This window comes from Nesterenkonia ebinurensis, from assembly GCF_008711175.1.
Taxonomy (GTDB): domain Bacteria; phylum Actinomycetota; class Actinomycetes; order Actinomycetales; family Micrococcaceae; genus Nesterenkonia; species Nesterenkonia ebinurensis.
This window is the reverse complement of the sequence record NZ_VWNF01000011.1, coordinates 248,668-272,229: the sequence shown is the minus strand read 5'-3', so window position 1 is coordinate 272,229 and position 23,562 is coordinate 248,668. Positions and strand designations below refer to the sequence as shown.

Sequence of the window (23,562 nt, the reverse complement as noted above, 5' to 3'; positions counted from 1 at the left end):
ATGGCTTATGGCGCGACTTCAATAGTTCGATAAGCTCATATGAGATACATCTGCACCCAAGGCACCCAGGCGAAAGGCGCGTGAACCTATGACCACCATGGTCGTTGTGGCGAGCAAGCACGGCTCCACTGCTGAGATCGGCGAGCGCATCGCCTCCACGCTCTCCGCCCGCGGGGTCAAGGCGCATGTGAAGGATGTCGGCGAGGCCGGTAAGTGGCTCTACGAGACTGACAATGTGGTGGTCGGCATGCCGGTGTACCGGCAGAAGCTGATGGGTGAGGGAACCCTGTTCCTGGAGGCCCACCGCACCGAGCTGTCCGGCAAACCGCTGTTCCTGTTCGCAGTGGGCGGCGGGCCCCGGCTCGACCAGAAACTGATGGATCAGCTGCACCGCTTTCCGCACCGCGAGCTCACCTACTTTCGGGGAGCGATGGACGAGGAGAAGCTCAGCTTCTTCGAGAAGCTGCAGCTGAAGGTGGTCAAGGCGCCCAGCGACGTTGACCTGCGCGACTGGCCGGCCATTGAAGACTGGGCGCACGGGCTTCTGGCCTACGGGGTGAACTGAGCACGGCCACCTATGAGCGTGTTTCTCGGGGCCCTGGCAGCTCACCTGAAAGCCGGCTACTGACGAGTGAGGGTGCGCGCGGCACCTGCGCCTATCCGGCGGGAAGCTTCTTCAGGATCTTGGTGACGGTGTTCCAGGTCCTGGTGGTGATCTCCTTGCTGAAGGTGCGTTCCAACCAGCCCATGTAGTCCGGGGTCTTGCTGCCTGTGGTGTCGACGACAGCCAGGATTGCGCGGGCCTCGGCGTCGTAACCTCGTATTCGCACCTGGGGCATGTCGGGTGTCGGAAACGGATCCGGACAGGGTGCAAGGTGCTCCTTGAGGAAGGTGACCGTCAGATAGGTTTCCTTGCTGTGCTCGAGGTCGCCGAAGGGTTTTCTGGCGGCAAGGGCCGCACACTCGGCCCGGCCGCGCAGGATCGTCCCGCCACTGATGCCCAGCTCACTTTGTAGTGCTGACTGAATCCGGCCTTCAATCTCAGGCGTGGGTGCGCCGTCGTCGGTGCTGAAGACGATATTGCCGCTGGAGAGTACTGAGGCGACATTGGCGAACCCGAGATGCTCGAAGACTTCCCGCAACCTGTCATTGCGCATATTCGGGTTGCTCGGCCCGATGCCTCGCAGCAGCGCGCAGTAGGATGTCATGGTCTCTGTCACCGGAGCACTCTGTCTGTCTTACCAGCACAGGCAAAAAGGGTGACCGGCCGGATCTTCGTAGACGTTGAAATCTTCGCCCTCCTGTGCGGTATGAAGCAGCTTGGCTCCCAGGGACAGGACCTGCTCATGAGCGGCGTCGATGTCCTCGACGATGAGGTCCAGGTGAATTTGCTGCGGGTTGCCGTCGGGCCACTGGGGCGGTACATGCTGTGGAGATAACTGCACCGCTAGTTCCTTGACTCCGTTGACTTCAATGCTGTGCCAATCGTGGTCACGCTCTACTGTGCCGTCCAACACTGCAGCCCAAAAGCTGCTTTCGGCCTCGATATCCGAGGCGTCGAAGACAACTGTTTTCCTGGTGATGTTCATGACTGCAGTCTCAGTGCATCCCTGGCCACGGTCAATGGTTGAGAGCCTCGGTGACTGCTAGTCCCCATCGATGATGGCCTCTAAGTGCGGACCGGAGCCGAAGCGGGCGGGGATCGTTGAGCTCCAGGCCTCCTTCAGCTCATCCAGCCCGATGCCGAAGCTTCCGCCGTGGAACGGACCGGAGACCTCGATGCCGCCGGAGACCGCGTCCACTACACCCAGACGCAGAGCGGGGAAGCCACGGGCTGTGGTCATATCGGTGAACCGCAGCTCCTCCGAACGCGGCAGGGCCACCAGCGCCCGGGCCTGGGACTCGCTGAACAGGGCGGTGAACGGGTCCACCCCGTCGCGCTCGCACAGCGCATCCAACGCAGTCCGGGAGCCGACGCCGAAGCGCAGGCTCATCTCCGCCAGTCCCGCAGCCAGCCCACCCTCGGAGAGGTCATGGGCGGCATCGATCATGCCGTCACGGGAGGCATTGATCAGAATCTCGCCCAAAGTCTTCTCCGCAACCAGGTCCACTCGCGGCGGGGTGCCGCCGAGGTGCCCGCGCAGCCGAGCGAACTCTGAGCCGTCCAGCTCATCGTGTGTGGTGCCCAGCAGGTAGATCGCCTGCCCGTCGGCCCAGCGCTGGAAGCCCGAGGGGGTTCGGCGGGCGACGTCGTCGAACCTGCCCAGCACGCCAACCACGGGAGTGGGATGGATGGCCCGGCCGGCCGTCTGATTGTAGAGAGAGACGTTGCCTCCGGTCACCGGGATGCCCAGGGCCTGGCAGCCCTCGGCCAGGCCGCGGACCGCCTCGGCGAACTGCCACATGATCTCGGGGTCCTCCGGGGAGCCGAAGTTCAGGCAGTCGGACACCGCCATCGGCACCGCACCGGCGGTGGCCACATTGCGGTAGGCCTCGGCAAGGGCCAGCTGGGCCCCGGCGTAGGGGTCCAGGTAGGCGTAGCGGCCGTTGCAGTCGGTGGCCAGGCCCACGCCGAGCCCGGTCTCCTCGTCCACGCGGATCACCCCGGCGTCGTCGGGCTGGGACAATGCGGTGTTGCCGCCGACGAATCGATCGTACTGGTCGGTGATCCAGGAGACATCGGCCATATTCGCCGAGCTCATCAGCTCCATGAGCGCCTCACCCAGCTCCTCTGCGCTGGCCGGCAGGCTCTGGCCGGCCTCCGAGGTGCGGAAGGTGTCGGCCTGCAGCTGGTCCTGCCAGGCCGGGCGGTGGTAGGGGCGCTCATAGACCGGGCCGTCATGGGCCACGGTGCGGGGATCGACGTCCACGATGGTGGCCCCGTCCCACTCGATGATCAGCCGGCCGGTATCAGTCACCTCGCCGAGCCAGGAGTACTCCACGCCCCATTTGCCCATCACGGCCTCGAAGGCCTCGACGTTCTCCGGGGTGACCACGGCCATCATCCGCTCCTGAGACTCCGACATCAGGATCTCGCCCGGGGTCAGGGTGGGGTCGCGCAGCAGCACATTGGTCAGCTCCACGTGCATACCACCCTCGCCGTTGGAAGCCAGCTCACTGGTGGCGCAGCTGATCCCGGCCGCACCCAGGTCCTGGATGCCTTCGACCAGCTCATTGTGGAACAGCTCCAGGCAGCACTCGATGAGCACCTTCTCCGCGAAGGGGTCACCCACCTGCACCGCGGGTCGCTTGGAGGGCTTGGTGTCGTCGAAGGACTCCGAGGCCAGCACGGAGGCCCCGCCGATGCCGTCGCCGCCGGTGCGCGCGCCGAAGAGCACCACTTTATTGCCCACCCCGGAGGCGTTGGCCAGGCGCAGGTCCTCGTGCTTGAGCACCCCCACAGCCAGGGCGTTGACCAGCGGGTTCTGCTGGTACACGGCGTCGAAGACCACCTCGCCGCCGATATTGGGCAGTCCGAGGGAGTTGCCGTAGCCGCCGATGCCGGAGACCACACCGGGCAGCACCCGCTTGGTGTCCGGGTGATCGATATCGCCGAAGCGCAGCGGGTCCATCACCGCTACGGGGCGGGCGCCCATGGAGATGATGTCGCGCACAATGCCGCCGATTCCGGTGGCCGCACCCTGATAAGGCTCCACATAGGAGGGGTGGTTATGCGATTCGATCTTGAAGGTCACCGCCCAGCCATCGCCGAGGTTGGTGACCCCGGCGTTCTCGCCGATGCCGACCATCAGATCCTTCTTCATCTGATCGGTGACCTTTTCGCCGAACTGGCGCAGATGCACTTTGGAGGACTTGTACGAGCAGTGCTCAGACCACATCACCGAGTACATGGCCAGCTCCGCCGCCGTGGGGCGACGGCCCAGGATCTGCACGATCCGGTGGTACTCGTTCTCCTTCAGGCCCAGCTCTGCCCAGGGCAGCTCGGTGTCCGGGGTGGCGGCTGCGTTGACCACGGTGTCGATGTTGAACTGGGTCTGCTGCACCTGATCCTCCGGGGCGGTGGGCTGATCTGTGGCGTGCTCGGTCACTGGTTACCTCCTGCCAGGGACGAGACCACCGAGGTGAAGATAGTCAGCCCGTCGGTGCCCTCCCGTACGCCTGTGGCGTCGTCGGGCCCGTAGCCGGCTTCTACTGCGTGCTCAGGGTGCGGCATCAGACCCACCACATTGCCGCGCTCATTGGTGACCCCGGCAATATGGTTGCGCGAGCCGTTGGGGTTCTCACCCACATAGCGGAACACCACCCGGCCCTCAGCCTCGATGGCCTCCAACTCCTCGGCGGAGATCACGTACTGGCCTTCCTGGTTCTTCATCGGCACAGTAATCAGCTCATCGGCGGTGAACTGGGCGGTCCAGGTGGTCTCGGTGTTCTCCACCCGCAGCACCTGGTCCTTGCAGATGAACTTCAGGTGATCGTTCTTGATCATCGAACCAGGCAGCAGGTGGGCCTCGGTGAGTACCTGGAAACCATTGCAGATTCCCAGTACCGGCAGTGGAGAGGACGACGCCGCGTCCGCACCTGCCTCTTTCACCACTGTCTCCATCACCGGGGCAAAGCGGGCGATCGCACCTGCGCGCAGGTAATCGCCGTAGGAGAAGCCGCCGGGCAGGATCACCGCGTCCACCCCGTGCAGGGACTGATCAGCGTGCCAGAGGGGCACCGGGGTGCCGCCGCCGAGGCGAACGGCCCGGGCGGCGTCGCGGTCATCGAGGGTGCCGGGGAAGGTGACTACACCGATGCGGGCACCGTCCAGGGGCTGTGCGGTCGGGGCGGCGGTGAAGTCGCCGATCAGGGGAGTCTCAGTGGGCGTCGTCGTCATCTCTGTGCTCAGATGTCCTCTGCCACGGTCACAGAGACCACGTCTTCGATCACCGGGTTGGAGAGCATCTCCGCGGCAGCTTTGCGGGCCGAGTCGAGCAGCTCATCGGTGATCTCGCCCTGCACTTCCAGTTCGAAGCGCTTGCCCTGGCGCACCCCGGAGAATCCGGTGAAGCCCAGGTGGGGAAGCGCGTTGGCGATGGCTTTGCCCTGCGGGTCGAGGATCTCGGGCTTGGGCATGACCTCGACGACGATCGTAGGCACAGATGTCTCCTGCATGAAGTAGGTGGCGCGAAACTGCTGGACCAGTCTACCGGGGATGAGCCAGATGCTGGTTCGGTGAACTCTTGCAGAAAATGCACGAGTTCACCGTGCTTGAAAGAACTGTTGCAAAAAACTGAGATAGCTCATCCGCCTTGGCACTGGTCCCAGCCGGGCACCGGTGAACCTACAAGGTGTCCTCGTGAGTTCGTATGCTTGAGACATGATACCCACGCCGGGAGACGGGTGGCTGTTGGGGATAATCCTCATCGGCCTGGTCGGCCTGGTCGTGATTGCCGCTATCGTCTTTCTGATCTTCATGCTGGCCGGCAGCATCAGGCTGCGGCGGCAGAACCGCGATCAGGACCAGGCAGAGGACGGCTCGGCCTCAGCATGACCAACCCTGGCTTGCCGTTCGGGGCGTCGGGGCCATGACCCAGGTTCTCGAAGCCGCGGGAGGTGTAGAGCCGGCATACTCGGAGCCCGGTGAGCGTCAGCACGCCCCGGCGGTCAAGAGTCAGTGCCTGGACGAGGGGGATCCGGGAGGTCCCAGTTCCGGGAGAGGATCCACAGGAGGATGTGGAGCACGCAGGCGATCAGGGCCAGGGTGACAAATACCCATAGCGTGGGCACCAGCCCGATGGTTTCCCCCAGCAGGCCGCCGACGATGGCGACGATGGGAATAGGGCCCCTGGCGATCAAACGTCTGAAGGCCTGGACCCGGCCCATCATGGCGCTGGGCACCAGAGCAGCCATGAGTCCGTACTTCCCGGCTGCGGCGATGACCGCGGTGATATTCCACAGGATATTGAATGCGGTGATCAGGGGCAGCGTGAATACCAGAGAATCCGGGTTGAGTGCAGTGAGCGGAAACAGCAGGGCTGACAAGGTGGCGATCACGGTAGCAACACATGCGGTGGAGAGTCCCCGGAACCGCTGCAGCAGGCGCACTGCGAGCAGGGAGCCGATGAAGCCTGATGCGCCGATCACTGTTCCCTGCACAGCGATGAGTGAGGGGCTGAAGCCGAGTTCTCGTACGAGATAGACCGTCTGGACTGCCATCAGCAGAGCCAGTGCTGAGTTTGCCACAGCGGCGGCGCAGGTGGACAGCAGGATAGGTGTCGAGCGCACAGTGAAATGGAATCCCTCTGAGACGCCGGCCCAGAATTTCAGGGGTTCGGCCTCATCCTCCGGCTTCGGCGCCGGTGGCCCCGTGAAGAGGATCAGCCCGCCGATGATCTTGGCCGCGCCGGCGAAGAAGAGGGTCAACGGGGCGGCCAGGACCAGGAGTACGGCCCCGGTGAGGCCTGGAATGACGAGTCCGGTGGCGGTTTCGACCGACTGGAGCTTGCCGAATGCTGAACCCGCTGCACGCTTGTCGACAACGCTGGGCAGGATAGAGCTGAGCCCCAGGCCCCAGACCATTCCCGCTGTGCCGACGAAGAAGGATGCCACGGCCAGGTGCGAGAACGTGAGACTGTCGAGCAGCCATGCCACCGGCACCGAGACCACGGCGATGGTGGCGATCGCCTGAATCCAGAGCAGTGCCTTCTTCCGGTCTATTCGGTCCAGCAGCCAGCCGGCAGGCACAGACAGGGCCAAATAAGACACCGACTCCAGAGCGTTGAGCACGCCAATTTGGGCTGGTCCGGCGTCCAGTGCCAGCACGGCCACCAGGTCGTTGGCCACGCTGAGGATGCTGGTGCCTGCTGCTCCGAAGCCTGCCGCCCAAAGAATGCGGCGAACAGAAGAGCCGTCGGCGGGCAGGGGTGCTCGCCCCTGCTGGTCAGGCATTCAGGCGATGGTAGCCGTAGAGGTCGTCCATGGTCTCGTTGATGTAGAGCTGCTGGTCGTCCGGCTGGGTGACGCGCAGCGACCGGCCGTAGGATTCGTCGATCACCGTGGCCTCCTGCCCCCTGTCTTCCAGATCTGAAGCGAGGCCGACGACGTCGCCCGTCTCACCGAAGACCTGCACCACAGGTTGATTCGGCGCGTCGTTGGAGACTGTGTGCAGTTCGCTGTCGTGGAAGGCGAGGACTCCATTGCCGGTGAGATCTGTCCACCCGCCATTGTCGGAAGCGATCCGCGGGCTCAGGCCGTAGGGAGCCAGCTGCTGTGCCCCCGCAGCCACCATTTCGGTGGGGCAGTAGAGCAGGGCGCCGATGTTCAGGCCCGCGGGGTCGAAGAGCGTGGCACCGGCGGTGGTGAGATGTTGGCCGATGTGCACCCGGCCCTGAGGGAGATCGAGTGCGATATTGGATTGGTCCCGGTGTGCCAGCTGAACCCTGGGGGCTGCTGTGCCCGCCTTCTCCAGAGCTTCCGCATGGGCATCTACATCCGGAACGGTGAACTCCACCAGGCGCACGCCGTCGAGCCGATGGTCGGCCGGTACCTCGGCAAGCATCAGCTGTCCGGAGTCGGCCGCCAGAATGGTGACCATGGGGTCGTTCGCTGTGGTGGGATGCAGGCCGAGCTTCAGGTAGAACTCGCGCCAGATTGCGTAGTCCGAGGTGAAGTGGATGGGCTGGACGGTGAGCGGGGCGGGGGAGGGCATGGTCACTGTCCCTTCTGCTGGTCGGTGTCAGGTGCGGCGTCGTTCAGGTAGTCGGAGAGGATGTTCTCCACAAAGGCGGAGAGGGAGAGTCCCTCGTCGATGCAGCGGTGCTTGACTGCGCGCACCAGCTCCGGGGGCAGGTAGACGTTGAACTGCTGCTTTCTTTTCTCAGCCATGCAAGTATGCTAGCAAATTAGTGAGAAGCCTGTCATGCCCCACTCCGTTCGGTGGCCCCATATGACGATAGTTTTGGCCGAAAACAGGCCGAAACGTCGTCAAACGTGGCCACCGTATGAGATGTGCTGCGCTGATGAGGAGGGGTTGTGCGGAGAGGTGGCAGGTGGTGTTGGGCACGACGGCGTGGTGTTGAGCACAATGGGGTGGTGGCGGGAAGAGGTTTCGGTGATGCGGTGTTGGCCATGGTGATACTTCAAATTTGAATCACCCAAGATTCGATACACCCGCAGGAGAGGCAATGGCTCAGCAGCTCAGCATTGGAATCCTTGGCGCCGGGCGAGTCGGCACTGCCGTGGGGCGGCAGACCGTCCGTGCCGGACACACCGTGAAGATCGCCACGGACAAGCCCGCCGAGGAGATCAAGCTGCTCACCGAGGTGATCGTGCCAGGTGCTCAGGCGGTCAACAGCTCCGAGCTGACAGGCTCAGACATCATCATTGTGGCCGTGCCGCTGCACAAATACCGCAGCATTGACACTGCTGTGCTGCAGGGGCACGTGGTGATCGACGCGATGAACTACTGGTCCGAGGTGGACGGGGTGATTGAGGAGTTCGAGACCGCCTCTTCCACATCTGAGGTCATTGCAGAGCATTTCGGCGATGTGCAGCTGGTCAAGACGCTGAACCACATCGGCTACGGTGACCTGGAGGTGGACTCTCATCCGGCAGGTGCCCCCAACCGGCGGGCGCTGGCCGTAGCTTCAGATCACCACGAGGCCAAGCAACTGGTGGCCGTCTTCATTGATTCCTTAGGCTACGACGCCGTGGATGCTGGGCAGCTGGCAGCAGGGAGAGCCTTTGAGAACGGTACAGAGATCTTCAACGGCCGGCACACGGCCGAACAGATGCGTGTACTGCTGAACGAGTGCGCCAAGGTTCTGGTCACGGTCTAGTGCCGTCAGTCACCGCTCAGGCGTTCGGGAATTGCCCAGAAACCAGATCTAATCCGGAAAACAGCTGACGCTGAGCTGATGCCGCGCTACACTGGGAGGCGTAATCTCGCACCTGAAACTGAGGGCGGCAGGGTTCCTTCACCGGAGACCTGCCGCCCTCAGCCGTTGTGAGATCTGTTCGTCAGCGCCGGGTTGTAGGCAGCGCCTTTCCTCGCTTTAGCAGGCATGTACGAGCCCCTACACCGGCATCCGATCAACGATCCCCGGCCGCGCAGTACTCACATCTGTTCCTATAACCCGCCGCTACCCCCTATAACCCGCATCTACCCAGTCGATGTTGCACAAACCGGGCAAAAACAGCTGAGATCTGCAACATCGACTGGGCAAATCGCCTCGGGCGGGGCGGGGAGCTGCACCTAGCGCCCGGTGCCGGCGTAGACCTTGGCCTCTTCGTCGGAGTCCAGGTCGAAAGCGGTGTGGATGGCCTGGACAGCCTTGTCCAGCAGCTCCACGTCGGTGATCACGGAGACCCGTATCTCAGAGGTGGAGATCAGCCCGATATTGATCCCAGCATCGCGCAGGGCGGTGAAGAACCGGGCAGAGACCCCGGGATGGTTGCGCATACCGCCGCCGACCAGCGAGACCTTGCCGACCTGCGGCACGAAGTCCAGGTTCTTGAAGCCGATGGTCTCCTTGTTCTCCAGCAGGATCCGCTGCGCCTTCTCTCCGTCAGCACCGGGAAGGGTGAAAGAGATATTGGTGGTCTGGGTCTCCAAGGAGACGTCCTGGACAATCATGTCGATGTTGATGCCGGCCTCGGCGATCCGATTGAAGATCTCTGCGGCCTTGCCGGGCACATCCGGCACACCAGTGATGGTCAGCTTGCCTTCGGAGGAGTCGTGGGCGATGCCGGAGATGATGGGCTGTTCCAAGGGTTCGCCTTCCTTGATGGTGACTTTGTCGGACTCGTCGGGGATGACCCAGGTGCCCTCCTTCTCCGAGAAGGAGGAGCGCACATGCAACTTCACACCGAAGCGGCGGGCGTACTCCACGCTGCGCAGGTGCAGCACTTTGGTGCCGGCTGCGGCCATCTCCAGCATGTCCTCACTGGAGATGACGCTGATCTTCCGCGCGGTCTTGACCACGCGGGGGTCGGCGGTGAACACTCCGTCCACATCGGTGTAGATCTCGCAGACATCCGCGCTTAGGGCTGCGGCCAGGGCCACTGCGGTGGTGTCTGAGCCACCGCGGCCCATGGTGGTGATGTCCTTGGACTCCCGGCTCATCCCCTGGAAGCCGGCCACGATGCCCACATGCCCGGCGTCGACCGCTGCCTGGACTCGCCGCGGGGAGACCTCGATGATGCGGGCCTTGCCGTGGATGGCATCGGTGATCATTCCGGCCTGAGACCCGGTGAAGGACTGGGCGGTTTCGCCGAGCTCATGGATGGCCATCGCCAGCAGCGCCATGGACATGCGTTCCCCGGAGGAGAGCAGTATGTCCATCTCACGCAGCGGAGGGGCACTGGAGATATCGGCGGCGAGGTCCAGCAGGTCGTCGGTGGTGTCACCCATTGCGGAGACCACCACCACTACCTGGTTCCCGGCCTTCTTGGTGTCCACGATCCGTCGGGCCACCCGCTTGATGGACTCGGCGTCCTGGACGGAAGAACCGCCGTACTTCTGGACGATCAAGCTCACAGCGTCCCACTTTCTCCCGCAGGGCTCGTCTGCTTCAGGTGTGAAGGTCGTGACAACGCGGTTGGCAGCCGTGACGTCAGAGCCCGGTGCGATTGCCAGAGCAATGGTGCGGACCACGTCACGGCGAGGCGAGAGTGAACAGGGCCTATGACGTTGGGGACCTGTGCACGCGCCGCAGAGGTTGTGCGAGCCATGTCTGGGAGGCGCGCCGCCGGGACTAGCCCAGCTCCGCCGTATTTTTGGACAATCAGACTCATAGAGGTATCTGCTCACTCCCGGAGAGGAATTGAAGGTGTCGGGGGTTCTCTTCGGCGCGACGGTGCGCTGCCCATCAGTTTACGCGGCAGGGGCAGTCGGCGTCGTTGTCGTTTGTTTTAGTGTCCCAGTACGGCGCTGAGGAATTTCTGGGTGCGTTCGTGGCTGGGGTTGGAGAAGATCTTATCCGGGGGTCCTTCTTCTACTACGCGGCCACCGTCGAACATCATGACTTTGTGGCTGACGTCGCGGGCGAAGCCCATCTCATGGGTGACGATCAGCATGGTCACGTTGGTGGTGTCGGCGACCTCGCGCAGGATGCCCAGCACATCGCCGACCACCTCGGGGTCCAGGGCGGAGGTGACCTCGTCTAGCAGCAGGATCTGGGGGTCCATGGCCAGGGCGCGGGCGATCGCCACCCGCTGCTGCTGGCCCCCGGACAGGGAGGTGGGGTGGGCATTGGCCTTATCCGGCAGTCCCACCTGCTCCAGCAGCGAGTGCGCTTTGGCCACCGCATCCTGCTTAGGCCGGCCCAGGACGTGAATGGGGGCCTCGATGATGTTCTCCAGCACCGTCATATTGGGGAAGAGATTGAACTGCTGGAAGACCATGCCGATGCGAGTTCTAAGCGACTTCTGCTGCTTCTTAGACACCGGCACCCGCTTGCCGTCGCGGTTCTCGTGGGTCAGTGGTTGGCCGTCGATGTAGATATAGCCTCCGGTGAGCTCCTCCAGAGTCATCACCAGGCGCAGGATGGTGGTCTTTCCCGAGCCGGAGGGACCAATGAGGGTCACCCGCTCGCCTCGGGTCACTTGGAAGTTGAGATCCTTGAGCACGATGTTGTCGCCGAAGCGCTTCTCGACGTCGACGAATTCGATCACCGGCTGGTCCGAGGATGATGACGACGAGGGGGCAGGGGCCGGCTGAGTGCCGGCAGCGTCAGTGGGCGTAGGCAAGACGCTTCTCCAATCGGTTGACGAGAACGGCTGTGGGGTAGCTGGCAGCCAAGAAGATGAGGCCCGCGATGGTGAACACCTCGGTGTAGCGGAAGGTCGGGGCGCCGATCTCACCGGCGACCGTTACCATTTCTGCCACTGAGATGACCAGGAGAAAGGGCGTGTCCTTGAACATCGAGATCGCATAGTTGCCCAATGAGGGGACGGTGGAACGCAGCGCTTGGGGGATGACCACCTTGCGCCAGGTGCGCACTGCAGACATCGACAGGGCGGTGGTCGCCTCCCACTGCCCCTTGGGGACCGAGTCGATGCCGGCGCGGTATACCTCGGACATGTAGGTGGCGTAGTGCACCCCGAAGACGATGATGCCCACGGTCAGTGCGTCCATCCACAGGAAGGTCCAGAAGACGAAGATCAGCTGGACCACCAGGGGTGTCATGCGGATGAAGTTGGCCACCCAGCGAACGATCCAGGCCAGTGGTCTGGGGAGTACTCGCAGCAGAATGGCGATGACCAGACCCAGCACTGCGGCGATGATGGTGCCGAGAACGGTGACCAGCAGAGTGACCTGCAAAAAAGCCATGAACATCTCAGGGAATGCCTCGAAGGCGAAATCCCAGTCCCAGAAGGGGCTCTGGCGCACTTCCTCTTCGTCGACGAGGGTCGGGTCGTCGATGGTCTCAGCGAGGAGCGTTCCGGAGACGGTGATCATCGGATACCTCCAGGCTGGGCCCCAGCGCCGGAGGCTGGTTGCTTCGGCCCGCCTCCGGGCCCGGTCATGTCTTTGGGATCAGGGGGTGAATCAGGGAGTGAGGCGTCCGGTGGGGCTGTTTTAGGGTCCGGCGAGAAGATCTCGCGCAGTGAGGGGCCGCGGCCGAGTTTGTTTTTGGCCCGTGCCTCAAGCACCTGCATGAACAAGGTGAGGATGAGGGCGAGGATGAAGTAGACCACCAGGCCGATGAAGGCATGAGAGAACCAGATGTCGGTGGGGCGGCGGAGATTATTGAGCTCGAAGGTGAAGTCGTTGACGAAGGGAATGATATAGGCGATCGCGCTGCCTTTGAGCAGGTGCACCCAGAGATTCGTCAGCGAGGGCAGCATCAGAGCCCAGGCCTGGGGAAAGATGACTCGCCGGATCTTATGCGGCCAGGACATGGACAAGGCTGTAGTGGCTTCCCACTGGCTCTTGGGAACAGTGGTCAGCGAGGCACGGACAGCTTCGGCACCGTAGGCTCCGTAGTTAATGCCGAGGGCTATGACCGCGAGCAGGAAGGTGTTTCTCACCAGGCCCTCGAACGGGAGGTCCGGGTTCCGCATCCACAGCTGCGGCAGCACATACAGCAGAAGGAACAGCAGCACCACCAGGGAGATCCCGCGGAAGAACTCGATGATGACCCGGGCTGGCCCGCGTAGCCACAGGCTGGATGACCCCGCCAGGAGTCCCAGCACAATGGCGATGACGAAGGCCAGTGCTCCGCCGAATATCGTCAGCTGGATCGTCGTCCAGAGACCCTCGAGGAGTCGGTCTGACCAGTTGATCACCACCTCGAAGTAATCTGGCCAGTCTTCGAAGAAGTCCATGGGCCCCTCTCGGATCAGTGCGGTGAGAGACTCTGCGGCCGATCCCCGGGGGAAAGCGGCCGCAGAGTCTCCAGTGGTTTGCGAGGATCAGTCGTCGAGGCCGTACTCTGCGGCCACCTCATCAGCGTCCTGCTCGCAGAGTTCCTGAGCGGTCAGCTCGATGGGCGGGATCTGGTCCTCGGTGAATCCGAACTCACCGACGATGTCGAGGTACTCGCCAGACTCCATGAGGTCGGCGAGTTCCTCATTGAACTCATCGATCAGATCCTGGTCCTCAGTGCGGAACGTATGCGCGCCGACGGAGAATTCGTGGGTGAAAGGATCAGTGACCTCTAGGCCGGGGCTGTCTCCTGCCATCGCTTCCAATGAGGCGGCTGTCAGGGCGAAGACATCTGCACGACCCCCTTCGACGAAGTCAATGCCGTCCTGGGCGTTGTCCACGGTGTCATGGTCGACACCGACTTCCTCCAACCACGGGGACTCGACGCCGCCGCTGAGTGCAACGACGTCAAGGTCGGCATCGAGCAGATCCTCGAAGGTATGGACATCAGCGGGATTGCCCTCTTCAAGCAGGAACGCGGTCTGGTAGATGAGTTCGGGCTCACCGAAGGCAGCCTCTGCGCAGCGCTCGGCATTGATGGACATACCGGCCGAGACCACATCCCAGTGGCCGGCGTTGAGTCCGGTAATGAGGTTGCCCCAATCAGTCTGTTCGACCTCAAGGTCGTAGCCGAGGCGGTTGTTGAAGATCTCCTCAGCCACAGCAATGGTTGCTCCGGTGGGTTCACCGTTTTCGTCGAGCCAGGAGTAGGGCTCCTCGCCGAACAGGGCGAGAGTCAGGGTATCGCCCTCGGCAGCAGCCTCGCCGTTGTCGCCGTTCTCTTCGGCAGCGCCGTTCTCTTCAGCGGCACCGTTGTCACCGTCAGGCTCGTCTCCGTTGTCGTCGCCGCAGGCGGTCAGGACGAGCAGGGTGGCAGCGCTGAATGCACCAGCGCGCAGTGCGTGAGTTTTGAAGCTCATCAGTTGATACCTCTTGTTTCCTCGTTATGGATTATGCGAGAGGATGCGCCTTACCTCACGTAAGGTTGTCAACAATCCTACGACTGTCGATCAGCAACATCTACCTCTACGCTAAGGTTTTACAGAGCTTTTACAAGCTGGATTCTTTCGCTCGGTGGAAGAAACGGCACGTGAGCGCCTTCTCTGGAGATGTTGTGGGATTTTCCCCGCCCAAGCTCGCATCCCCGCGATGTATGGCGAGGGGGGCAGTGGCATATGCAAGACAGAAACCTATCCACCGGTCCCAGATCACAAGTCGATAAATATTTCACCGATGCTTCCGTTGTGACGTCGATCGCATGATTCTTGGCTGCAGGGCTCCGGTCCTGGCGATGCGCGCTTGGTCCACCGCTGCCACTTGCTGGCAGGGTGCGGTGGAGCTCAGCCCACCGAGGTGCGGCCTTCGAAAGCACGCCCCAGGGTGACATCATCGGCGTACTCGAGGTCCCCGCCCACCGGCAGCCCGGAGGCCAGGCGGGTGATCCTGATGCCTAGGGAGCCGAGCATCCGCACCAGGTAGGTGGCGGTGGCCTCGCCCTCCAGGTTCGGGTCAGTGGCGATGATGACCTCCTGGATGGTCTCATCGGAGAGCCGGTTCAGCAGCTCCCGGATATGCAGCTGGTCCGGGCCGACTCCAGCGATCGGATTGATCGCCCCGCCGAGCACGTGGTACCGGCCGCGGAAGCTGCGGGTGCGTTCGACGGCCATGACGTCCTTGGACTCCTCCACCACGCAGAGTACTGAGTCCTCACGGCGAGTGTCCTGGCAGATGCGGCACTTGGCCTCCTCTGAGACGTTGAAGCAGATCTCGCAGAACTGGACCTTCTCCTTGACGGTGCGGATCGCCTCGGCCAGCCGGCGCATATCATCGGAGTCTGCCTCCAAGATATGGAATGCCACCCGCTGGGCTGATTTGGGACCGATGCCGGGGAGCCGGCCGAGCTCGTCGATCAGGTCTTGGACTGCGCCTTCATACACAGTGGTTCAGTCTACGGCGTGGGGTCGTCCAGGCGGCGCTCTTCGATCAGCACGCCGTCAAGGATACGTTCGATCGCCTTGCGGCCGAACACTCCTGAGTACTCCAAGTCAGCGTCGTCCTCACTGGGCACATCCTCGTCCTCCGCAGCCGGCGTAGGCGCCTCAGCCCAGTCCGGCGGGGGAGAGGAGTCGAAGGCCTCAGCTGCTCCGGAGGGCTCGTCCCAGGAGGGAGCGGCAGATTTTTTGCGGGAGGCCAGGCGGCTGCGCAGTTCAGCCCCTGGTCCCGCAGCTGCCGGTGAGCTCGCAGCAGGCTCCGGCTCAGCAGCGGGCTCACCGGTGTGTGTCGCGGGCACGAAGGAATGTGAACCCCGCGCACTGCGCCGGGCGAAAGCAGGGACCACCGGCTTCTCCGGGACCCGCCGCTCAGCAGGCGATGCATGCTCTGCCGACTCTGCGGGCTGCTGTGCAGCCGGCTCTTCGTTCGGTGGGCGTTGTTGCCCATAATTTGCGCCGGATTCGGCCTCAGATGCGGGAATTTGTGCCCACCGAACGTGGGGGGAGGGTGGCTGCTCGGCTCCGGGCCGGGAGCGCGGAGCGTAACCCGGTTCAGCCGGCGGGAGATCCGGCGGCTCCTCGGTGGGCGGAACCCACCCGTCGTCAGGGGGCTGTGGGACCCGATCGTGCTCAGCAGCCGGGTCATCTGCAGGGGAAGAACCATGCCCTGAGGCGGACTTGGGTGCAGGTCCAGACTCGGGTGCGGCTCCAGCTTCCGGTTCCGGACTGGCTGGGGGCGCCGGGCGTTCAGGGGACGCAACAGCCTGGGGAGCCTGCAGAGACGGGGCCGGAGCTTCATCCTGGCTCCGGCCCTCAGCTTTTGGGGGCGCCCCACCGCCCGGCGGTGGGGCGGAGCGTCCCCCGCCTGAGCCCGGGTCAAGGTCCAGTCGCACCTGGATGCCGACCACCTCCTGGACCGACTCGGTCAGCGCCTGCTCACCGCCACGGTTGGCGAAGGTGCTGTGAGCTCCTTCATTGTTGAAACGCAGAGCAAGGGTCTGACCGTCGAAGCCGGAGACCTGGGCATTATTGGTCATCAGCATCCACAGCATCCGGGACCGAGACTTCATTGCCTCCACCACATCCGGCCAGGCCTGCTGCATCCGCTGGGTGCTGCTCCCCCCGGCAGCCTGCACAGCGGCCTGCTGCGGCTGGGCAGGGGCACCGGCGGTCGGCTTCTCGGGCTGCGAGGGGGCTGCCTCGGTTGGAGGCGGTGCTTCCTGCACAGCTTCAGCGGAATCAACACCGGGGGTGGCCCATCGTCCGGCTGGGCTTTCCGTAGCAGGAGCACTCCTCTCCTGTACCTCAGATGCGGTGGCAGGGTCTGGCTGTGGCGGCGCAGAAGGGGTGACGGGCGTCGTCGTCGGCTCTGGGTGTCCGCTGACCGGCGCCTCACCGGGCGGAGTGGTCCCGGCACCAGAGGTGAAGTCCATACGGCGTTCCAGGCGCTCCAGGCGGGCAGCGATGCTGGCCTGGCTGGACTCGGCATGGGGCAGCAGCAACCGGGCCATCAGCAGCTCCAGGTGCAGCCGCGGACTGGTGGCACCGACCATCTCAGTCAGCGCAGTCGCAGTGATATCAGCGGCCCGGGAGAGCTCGGCGGAGCCGATGTTCCCGACATGGGTCTGCATCACCCGGATCTGGTCCTCCGGGACCCCACGCAGAATGACCTGAGGGGAGTCCGGCACCGACTTCACGATGATCAGATCGCGCAGCCGCTCCAGCAGATCCTCCACAAACCGGCGCGGATCCTGGCCAGACTGGACCACCTGGTCCACCACGGAGAACGCCTTGGCCCCGTCCAGAGCAGCCACCGCATCCACGACCTGGTCCAGCAGGGCGGCATGGGTGAAGCCCAACAGCGCCACCGCCCGGTCATAGTCCAGCCCGGACTCACCGGCCCCGGCGATCAGCTGGTCGAGCACGCTGAGCGTATCGCGCACCGAACCGCCGCCGGCCCGCAGCACCAGCTGCAGCACCCCGGGAGCCACCTGCACATTCTCCGCAGAGCAGAGCCGCTCCAGATACTCCAGCAGGGGCTCGGGGGGCACCAGCCGGAACGGGTAGTGGTGGGTGCGGGAACGGATCGTCCCTATCACTTTGTCCGGCTCAGTGGTGGCGAAGATGAACTTGATGTGCTCCGGGGGCTCCTCCACGATCTTCAGCAGCGCGTTGAACCCTGCGGCGGTGACCATATGGGCCTCATCAATGATGAAGATCTTGTACCGGTCACGCACCGGGGCGAAGGTAGCGCGCTCACGCAGATCACGGGCATCGTCTACACCGCCGTGGGACGCGGCGTCGATCTCTATGACATCCAGGGATCCGGGGCCGCCGGTGGCCAGGTTGCGGCAGGATTCACATTCCCCGCAGGGAGCGCCGGTGGGGCCCTGCTCGCAGTTCAGACAGCGGGCCAGAATCCGTGCGGAGGTGGTTTTGCCGCAGCCGCGCGGACCGGAGAACAGGTAGGCGTGGGAGACCGCATCCTTGCCCAGCGCGGTGACCAGCGGACCGGTGACATGCTCCTGCCCGATCACATCGGCGAAGGTGTCGGGCCGGTAGCGTCGGTACAGAGCGGTGGTCACGGATACGACCTTACCGCGTGGCCTCCAGATGCCGCGAGACTGCCAGCTGCCTCAGGCAGACCGGCGCAGATCTGCGACCGCCTCGAGCCGCGGCACACTGAACTCACCGGGCCGGTGGTGTCGGCAGAACCCGCCCTCGGGCACCTGCTGCAGGTAGGCGGCCATCTGTGCCAGCTCAGCCGCAGTGAACTCCTCAGGACGACGCCGTCGAGGCGCCTGCCTGCGGGCACTCTCCTCGGTTGCCGCCTGGATCCCGAACAGGGTCTCCAAGGCAGCGATGTACTCATCCCCGCGTCCCTCGGCCGCCAGCTCCCGGGCCCGCACAGTGGGGGTGTGCAGCAGCTTGCGCACTATCCGGCGCAGTCCGAACTCGACCTCCTCGGAGGCCGCCGTGCAGCCGTGCTGCTTCCGCACCTTCTCCATCTCCTCGTCCAGCAAGGATTGGACATGCTTGCGCAGGGTGACGATGGCATCGTCCGCGGAGCGTTGGGCCCGCTCGGCCAGATACTGCTTGACCGAGTCGTCCACCACCACCCGGGCCTGCTCCAGGGAGGCGGAGGCCTCCTCCGGGGCGGCGATCTTCACTGACTCCAGGGTGATCAGGTCCACCCCGGCAAGGGCGGCCACCTCTGGGGCAAAGTCATGGGAGAGTGCTAAGTCGATCACAGCCAGCGGGCGCTCGCGGTCATCCGTACCAGCCAGCGAGCGGATCTCTCCGGCAGTGATCTGCCGGTTCCCGCCCGAGCAGCCGATGATCAGGTCAGCGGAGCGGAATGCCTCAGCCAACTGGTCCATCCGCAGCGCCCGGGCCCCGCCGCCGCGCTCGGCCACGAACTGTTCGGCCCGCCCGGAGCCGGAGAACACCGCGATATCCGGCACTCCGCGCTCATTCAGCTGGGCCAATGCGGTCCCGGCATAGGCGCCGGTGCCGATCAGCACTGCCTTGGCGCCTTTGTAGAACGAGGGTCCGTGGCCGCGTATATCGCCGGTGATATCCAGGGCGACTGAGACGATTGAGCGTCCCCGTGCGCCCAGCGCGGTCTTGGCCCCCACATCCTTGGCGGCCCGGGTGGCGGACTCAAACAGCTTGGTCAGCGACCCGGAGACCGTACCGGCAGCCTGCGCCTCAGCCAGCGAGCGGCGGACCTGTCCGGCGACCTCGCGTTCGCCGACCACTGCGGAGTCCAGCCCCGCGCCCACTTCGAAGAGGTGCCTGGCGGCGTCGTCGTCAATGAGTGTTTTGAACGAGGCGGCCACGGTGTCCCGGTCCAGACCGGAGGACTCGGTCACCGCCTGGATGAGCTTCTGGCGCCCGGCCTCCAGGTCAGCGGGAGAGTCGGAGGTGGACTCGGCGTAGATCTCCAGGCGGTTGCAGGTGGCCAGTGTCACGGCAGGCAGATCGACAGAAGCGGCGACATTGGCCGCTCCTGAGGAGAGGATTCCGACGGTCTCGAGGTCGAGGTCGGAGTGGGTTGCGACTAGTGAAAATAGAACCACGGCGCCACTGATTCTACAACGTGTCGGTGCTGGTCCCGGCGGTGCGCCCATGGCGCGCTCGTCTCACTGTGATGCAACCCGCACATTCGCCTCCGGGTTTGCACGGGTCCCCAACGCCAGTGGCCCATGTGTCACACCTACGGTGCTCCAACCCTCAATCGCCTCAGAAGGCTCGAGCAGGCTGGAGTCTGCACTCGGCTCAATCGGGTCGTCCGCCCGTCTCTCGGCTGGCTTAGGCCAGCCTTCACACCCAAAGAGCCTGGCAGAATGGGGACCATGACGACGACGCCTGCCGCCCTGCTGCCCACCGACCACCCTTTGGCCAGTGGGCTGACCGCCGAAGCCCCCCTGCTGAACCAGTACCGGGGCGGCCTGGACTCCGCAGGGCGGGCCGCGAAGCCTGTCCGACGGCCAGTGTGGTTCATGCGGCAGGCTGGGCGTTCGCTGCCGGAGTACCGGAAACTGCGTGAGGGCACCACCATGCTGGACAGCTGTCTTCAGCCCGAGCTGGCCTCCGAGATCACCCTGCAGCCGGTGCGCCGCCACGATGTGGACGCCGCGATTTTCTTCTCCGATATTGTCATTCCGCTGAGGCTGGCCGGAGTGGGTGTGGAGATCGTGCCCGGGGTGGGGCCGGTGCTGGATTCCCCAGTGCGCACCGCTGCCGATGTGGCCGCCCTGCCGGAGATCGATGAGTCTGCTTTCGCCCCGATCGCGGAGGCGGTTCAGCGCACGGTGGCTGGGCTGGCAGAGCTCTCAGCTGAGGCTGGCCGGGATTGGGCGACGCCGCTGATCGGCTTTGCCGGGGCGCCGTTCACCCTGGCCGCCTACATGGTTGAGGGCCGGCCCTCCCGGGACCATCTGGGTCCGCGCACCATGATGAAGGCTGATACTGAGACCTGGAACGCCTTGGCGGGTTGGGCGGCACGGGCCTCCGGTGCGTTCATGCGCGCCCAGGTGCTGGCCGGCGCCTCGGCCGCTCAGCTCTTCGACTCCTGGGCGGGGGCGCTGGGCCGGGCGGACTACCTGGAGCATGTGGCCGGCCATTCCACCGAGGCGCTGCGGCATGTGGCGGATTTGGGAGTGCCGCTGGTGCACTTCGGCACCGGGACCGGACAGATTCTGGACGTGATGCGTGCGGTGGTGGAGGACGCGCTGCCCGACCCCGCTGCTGGGCACCCCGTACTGGGTGTGGACTACCGGATGAACCTGCACCAGGTGGCCGATGAGCTGGGCACCGGTGCCCACGGTCGCGGCATCCCCCTGCAGGGCAATATCGACCCCGCCCTGCTGTTCGCGGACTGGTCTACTCTGGAGGCCCATGTCCGGCAGGTGGTGGAGGACGGCGCGGCCGCCGGCGGGCACGTGGTCAACCTGGGCCACGGGGTGCCTCCCGAGACCGACCCCGAAGTGCTCACCCGGATAGTGGAGCTCATCCACTCCATCGCCCCATGAGCAGCGTCGCTGTTGTAGGCGGGGGCATCGGCGGGCTGACCGCAGCCTGGGAGCTGGTCCGCGCCGGTGTGCAGGTGGATCTCTATGAGGCTGCCGACCGGCTCGGCGGCTCCATCGCCCCGGCGACGCTTTGCCCCGGTGGCGGGATGGAAGCCGGTGAGCTGCCAGGGCAGCGGAGCAGCGACTTTAGGCGTGAAGACCACGACAAGGCGGCCGGTGGTGGCGAGGGAAACCGCGAGGTCAGGGACCCACGCGAACGTGGTGGCGTTGGTGCCGGCCATGCCACGGCGCAGCTCGCCAGCGGGATAAACACTGTGGTGGTCGATGCAGGAGCGGAAGCCTTCGCCACCCGGACCCCTGCGGTGCGTGAATTCCTTACCGAACTGGGTCTGGACGGGCAGATTGTCTCACCCAACCCCGCCGGCGCCTGGCTGCAGCTGCCCGATCTGGCCGCCCCCTTGCCTGCCACCGGCATCCTGGGCATCCCCGGTGATCCGGAGGCCGACGACGTCGTCCGTATCCTCGGTGCAGACGAGGCCGCCCGAGCTGCCGAGGACCTCACCGCTCCCATGACCTGGAGCCCCGCCCAAAGCCCCAGCCTGGGCGAGGTGGTGGCTGACCGGATGGGGCCGGCCGTGCTGGCGAAACTGGTCGCTCCGATCACCTCAGGGGTGCATTCCGCTGACCCGTATGATCTGCCGATCAGCACCGCCCATCCCAAGCTGTTCTCCTTCATGCTGGCCGAAGGCTCCTTGGCCCGGGCGGTGGAAAAGCTCCGCGCCGCAGCCCCTGCGGGATCGTCTTTGGGCGTGAAGGCCGCGGTGACTGCGCACCGCCGAGAGGCGAGCGGGGTTTCCCCGCCGGGATCGGCCGTGCAGTCCCTGCATGGCGGGATGAACACCCTGATCAGTGCCCTGGAGACGCAGCTGCGCGAGTTTGGCGCCCGCATCCACCTTTCGCAGACGGTGTGTGAAATTCCCTCGAATGCTGGCAGTGACACGGTTATTTCGCTGAATTCAACACACCGTCCTGGGGCAGAGGGCAAGCCGGACCTGGTGGTGCTGGCAGTGGATGCCGCCCAGGCCGCCGGACTTCTCGCCGAACCCGTCGCCGCCCAGCGCCCGGCCGCCTCCGGTGTGGCCCTGGTGACCTTGCTGGTGCATGCCCCGGAGCTGGACGCCCACCCCCGGGGCACCGGAATTCTTGTAGCCCCCGCCGTGGAGGGCATCGGGGCCAAGGCCATGACCCATATCTCGGCCAAATGGGCCTGGACGGCGCAGGCACTTCAGGCCCGGCTGGGGCCTGGCCACCATCTAGTGCGGCTCTCCTACGGCCGGTTGACCCGAGCGAAGACCGGCGCGCGTGCCGAGTCTTCCGAGACCCGACTGGCATGCGGCGCTTGCGGTGCACTGCCGGAGGCGACTGAGGGTTGCCCGCAATGCGGGCAGGCGATTGAGGGCCGTGCGCAAAGCGACCGAGGTACAGGAGACGACGCCGCCCCGCTCGGCTATCACACCGACGACGGCGCCCTGTACCGCGCAGCCCTGGAGGACATCTCGCGGCTTACCGGTATCAGTATCGGTCCCGATCAGGTGCTGGACCACACTGTGGTGCGCTGGCGGCGCAACGCAGTCAGTCCGCAGACTCACCAGCTGCAGGAGGCTGCAGCCGCCTGGGCTGGGTGCGGCGGCCCCCGGATCGCCCTGGTGGGGGAATCCTTCGCCGGCACCGGGTTGGCCCAGGTGATTCCGCACGCCCGCCAGGCGGCTCGGCAGCTGCTTGAGAAGGGACGCGGAGGGTAGACCCGGCGTCGTCGTCATCTTCTACGCGATGTAGAAGTCGGTTGCTGGGCGCGATAAGCTGGAACCCATGAGCTATGGCCGCAACCCTGTGCGAACCCCGGAGGACGTCAACACCTCCGGCAAGGATTGGTTCACCCTCTTCACCGTGTTCAAGCGGATCCAGCAGTCCTCCGCCTGGGACTGGTGGGAGCCCAAATCACGCAGCGACGTCCCGCAGAACCGCAAGGCTGCCAAGATCGTCGGTGAGTTCGACGAGGTTGTGACCGAGCTGCCTGCCGGCGGCCTGGGCACCAATGAAGACGCTGTGGAGCTGCGCGGGGTCTACGACGTCTCCGGGTTCCGCGCCGAGGCCGATATCATGCTCTGGCTCACCGGCCATAAGGCTGAGAATCTGCAGGCCGCACTGCGCAGCCTGCACCGCACCGAGCTGCTGAGCACCACTGAGATCGCCTTCTCCGCGATGGGTGTGCACCGCACCGCCGAGTTCGCCCGCGGCCATGTGCCCGCCTTCAGCCGCGGGGTCGAGGCTGAGGACTGGCTGGTGGTCTACCCCTTCAACCGCAGCTACGACTGGTATCTGATGGACCCGGCCAAGCGCGGGAAGATGCTGCGCGAACATGGCCAGCTGGGCCAGGAGTTCCCCTCCGTGCTGGCTAACACCACCAGTGCCTTCGCGCTCAATGACTGGGAGTGGCTGCTGGCCCTGGAGGCCCCCGAGCTCACTGAACTGGTGGACATGATGCGCAAGCTGCGCGAATCCGAAACCCGCTACCACGTCCGGGACGAGACCCCGTTCTACACCGGACGCCGACTGCCCCATACCGACGACATCCTTGAGGTTCTTGCTTGACCATGAG

22 protein-coding genes are annotated in these 23,562 nt (G+C 64.7%); 6 read left to right on the top strand and 16 right to left on the bottom strand.

What is annotated here, in order from left to right; all coding sequences use genetic code 11:
* The first annotated feature begins 88 nt into the window (after positions 1 to 88).
* Positions 89 to 565, top strand: a complete 477-nt coding sequence (locus F0311_RS05055; RefSeq protein WP_150460853.1) for a flavodoxin domain-containing protein — start codon at positions 89 to 91, stop codon at positions 563 to 565.
* A gap of 91 nt (positions 566 to 656) precedes the next feature.
* On the opposite strand, the gene F0311_RS05050 is transcribed toward F0311_RS05055, so the two are convergent.
* The 5 genes from F0311_RS05050 to purS are packed head-to-tail and all read right to left on the bottom strand — an operon-like array spanning position 657 to position 5,103.
* Positions 657 to 1,220, bottom strand: coding sequence for a DUF1697 domain-containing protein (locus F0311_RS05050; protein ID WP_223881147.1), 564 nt, complete (start codon positions 1,218 to 1,220; stop codon positions 657 to 659).
* A gap of 18 nt (positions 1,221 to 1,238) precedes the next feature.
* A complete protein-coding gene (locus F0311_RS05045) occupies positions 1,239 to 1,589 on the bottom strand; it encodes a VOC family protein (RefSeq protein WP_150460852.1) in 351 nt (116 codons plus the stop codon).
* 57 nt (positions 1,590 to 1,646) lie between these two features.
* On the bottom strand, positions 1,647 to 4,049 hold the full coding sequence (gene purL, locus F0311_RS05040; protein ID WP_223881146.1) for a phosphoribosylformylglycinamidine synthase subunit PurL: 2,403 nt from the start codon (positions 4,047 to 4,049) through the stop codon (positions 1,647 to 1,649).
* Positions 4,046 to 4,840 carry a phosphoribosylformylglycinamidine synthase subunit PurQ gene (purQ, locus tag F0311_RS05035; RefSeq protein WP_150460851.1) on the bottom strand — a complete coding sequence of 265 codons (795 nt, stop codon included), beginning with the start codon at positions 4,838 to 4,840 and terminating at the stop codon, positions 4,046 to 4,048. The genes purL and purQ overlap by 4 nt, the downstream gene beginning before the upstream one ends.
* Positions 4,841 to 4,848: 8 nt before the next feature.
* Positions 4,849 to 5,103, bottom strand: a complete 255-nt coding sequence (gene purS, locus F0311_RS05030; RefSeq protein WP_150460850.1) for a phosphoribosylformylglycinamidine synthase subunit PurS — start codon at positions 5,101 to 5,103, stop codon at positions 4,849 to 4,851.
* A 220-nt stretch (positions 5,104 to 5,323) separates the two neighbouring features.
* Here purS and F0311_RS17920 point away from each other — a divergent pair, with 220 nt between their 5' ends.
* On the top strand, positions 5,324 to 5,497 hold the full coding sequence (locus F0311_RS17920; RefSeq protein WP_191089747.1) for a hypothetical protein: 174 nt from the start codon (positions 5,324 to 5,326) through the stop codon (positions 5,495 to 5,497).
* A gap of 113 nt (positions 5,498 to 5,610) precedes the next feature.
* Here the strand turns inward: F0311_RS17920 and F0311_RS05025 are convergent, their stop codons facing one another.
* The 3 genes from F0311_RS05025 to F0311_RS05015 are packed head-to-tail and all read right to left on the bottom strand — an operon-like array spanning position 5,611 to position 7,830.
* A complete protein-coding gene (locus F0311_RS05025) occupies positions 5,611 to 6,894 on the bottom strand; it encodes an MFS transporter (RefSeq protein WP_150460849.1) in 1,284 nt (427 codons plus the stop codon).
* Positions 6,887 to 7,654 (bottom strand): VOC family protein, encoded by a 768-nt coding sequence (locus tag F0311_RS05020; RefSeq protein ID WP_191089746.1) that lies wholly within the window; start codon positions 7,652 to 7,654, stop codon positions 6,887 to 6,889. The genes F0311_RS05025 and F0311_RS05020 overlap by 8 nt, the downstream gene beginning before the upstream one ends.
* A gap of 2 nt (positions 7,655 to 7,656) precedes the next feature.
* A complete protein-coding gene (locus tag F0311_RS05015; RefSeq protein ID WP_150460847.1) occupies positions 7,657 to 7,830 on the bottom strand; it encodes a ribbon-helix-helix domain-containing protein in 174 nt (57 codons plus the stop codon).
* Positions 7,831 to 8,129: 299 nt separating this feature from the next.
* Between F0311_RS05015 and F0311_RS05010 the strand changes: the two genes are divergently transcribed.
* Positions 8,130 to 8,783 carry an NADPH-dependent F420 reductase gene (locus F0311_RS05010; protein ID WP_150460846.1) on the top strand — a complete coding sequence of 218 codons (654 nt, stop codon included), beginning with the start codon at positions 8,130 to 8,132 and terminating at the stop codon, positions 8,781 to 8,783.
* A gap of 416 nt (positions 8,784 to 9,199) precedes the next feature.
* On the opposite strand, the gene F0311_RS05005 is transcribed toward F0311_RS05010, so the two are convergent.
* From F0311_RS05005 to F0311_RS04970, 8 genes are all read right to left on the bottom strand, one after another.
* A complete protein-coding gene (locus F0311_RS05005; protein ID WP_150460845.1) occupies positions 9,200 to 10,483 on the bottom strand; it encodes an aspartate kinase in 1,284 nt (427 codons plus the stop codon).
* 374 nt (positions 10,484 to 10,857) lie between these two features.
* Positions 10,858 to 11,694: an amino acid ABC transporter ATP-binding protein gene (locus F0311_RS05000; protein ID WP_396897420.1), complete on the bottom strand. Its 837-nt coding sequence runs from the start codon at positions 11,692 to 11,694 to the stop codon at positions 10,858 to 10,860.
* Positions 11,678 to 12,406, bottom strand: coding sequence for an ectoine/hydroxyectoine ABC transporter permease subunit EhuD (gene ehuD / locus F0311_RS04995; protein WP_150460844.1), 729 nt, complete (start codon positions 12,404 to 12,406; stop codon positions 11,678 to 11,680). Before ehuD ends, F0311_RS05000 begins: the two co-directional genes overlap by 17 nt.
* Positions 12,403 to 13,275 (bottom strand): amino acid ABC transporter permease, encoded by an 873-nt coding sequence (locus tag F0311_RS04990; protein WP_150460843.1) that lies wholly within the window; start codon positions 13,273 to 13,275, stop codon positions 12,403 to 12,405. The genes ehuD and F0311_RS04990 overlap by 4 nt, the downstream gene beginning before the upstream one ends.
* 87 nt (positions 13,276 to 13,362) lie before the next feature.
* Entirely contained in the window at positions 13,363 to 14,295 is a 933-nt protein-coding gene (locus F0311_RS04985) for a transporter substrate-binding domain-containing protein (protein ID WP_150460842.1), read from the bottom strand.
* A gap of 420 nt (positions 14,296 to 14,715) precedes the next feature.
* Positions 14,716 to 15,312, bottom strand: a complete 597-nt coding sequence (gene recR / locus F0311_RS04980) for a recombination mediator RecR (protein ID WP_150460841.1) — start codon at positions 15,310 to 15,312, stop codon at positions 14,716 to 14,718.
* Positions 15,313 to 15,323: 11 nt separating this feature from the next.
* Positions 15,324 to 17,951 (bottom strand): DNA polymerase III subunit gamma and tau, encoded by a 2,628-nt coding sequence (locus F0311_RS04975; protein WP_150460840.1) that lies wholly within the window; start codon positions 17,949 to 17,951, stop codon positions 15,324 to 15,326.
* Positions 17,952 to 18,002: 51 nt separating this feature from the next.
* Positions 18,003 to 19,448, bottom strand: a complete 1,446-nt coding sequence (locus F0311_RS04970) for a glutamyl-tRNA reductase (protein ID WP_223881145.1) — start codon at positions 19,446 to 19,448, stop codon at positions 18,003 to 18,005.
* A 267-nt stretch (positions 19,449 to 19,715) separates the two neighbouring features.
* On the opposite strand from F0311_RS04970, the gene hemE reads away from it, so the two are divergent.
* From hemE to hemQ, 3 genes are all read left to right on the top strand, one after another.
* Entirely contained in the window at positions 19,716 to 20,903 is a 1,188-nt protein-coding gene (gene hemE / locus F0311_RS04965) for a uroporphyrinogen decarboxylase (RefSeq protein ID WP_191089745.1), read from the top strand.
* Complete coding sequence (locus F0311_RS04960) at positions 20,900 to 22,705, top strand: protoporphyrinogen/coproporphyrinogen oxidase (protein WP_150460837.1); 1,806 nt, start codon at positions 20,900 to 20,902, stop codon at positions 22,703 to 22,705. Before hemE ends, F0311_RS04960 begins: the two co-directional genes overlap by 4 nt.
* A 67-nt stretch (positions 22,706 to 22,772) precedes the next feature.
* Positions 22,773 to 23,555: a hydrogen peroxide-dependent heme synthase gene (hemQ, locus tag F0311_RS04955; protein ID WP_150460836.1), complete on the top strand. Its 783-nt coding sequence runs from the start codon at positions 22,773 to 22,775 to the stop codon at positions 23,553 to 23,555.
* Positions 23,556 to 23,562: the final 7 nt, after the last annotated feature.